This window comes from Phaeodactylibacter luteus (genome assembly GCF_007993045.1).
In the GTDB taxonomy this organism is placed as follows: domain Bacteria; phylum Bacteroidota; class Bacteroidia; order Chitinophagales; family Saprospiraceae; genus Phaeodactylibacter; species Phaeodactylibacter luteus.
The window spans coordinates 1-324 of sequence record NZ_VOOR01000242.1; the positions used below are offsets into that span (position 1 = coordinate 1).

Consider the following 324-nt stretch of genomic DNA (forward strand, 5'->3'; position numbering starts at 1 on the left):
CCGAACATTGCGGTGTCGCCCGGGCAGAAATCCGCCTGGCCGGAGATGGCAGCCTGTGGCAGTGGCAGGACATCGACGGGGATGGTGTCGGCGGCAGAGCACCCAAGGCTGTCGGCAAAGGTATATATGGCTGGGAATGTGCCCGGGCCGAGGTCAGCGGGCCTGAATGCGCCGCCGGGCGCTGCGCTGCCGGACCATGTGCCTCCTGGAGGGGAGGCCTGCAGGAGCTGCAGGGTATCGGATGCGCAGAACGGCCCTGCGGGCTGAGCCTGCACAGTGGGCGGGGCTGCAGCGGCGAGCAGGAGGGTATCGGAAGCGGCACAT

General features: G+C 68.5%; 1 protein-coding gene. It reads right to left on the reverse strand.

Annotated elements, in window-relative coordinates:
• On the reverse strand, positions 1–324 hold a 324-nt coding region (locus FRY97_RS22755), incomplete at both ends, for a hypothetical protein (protein ID WP_170254903.1).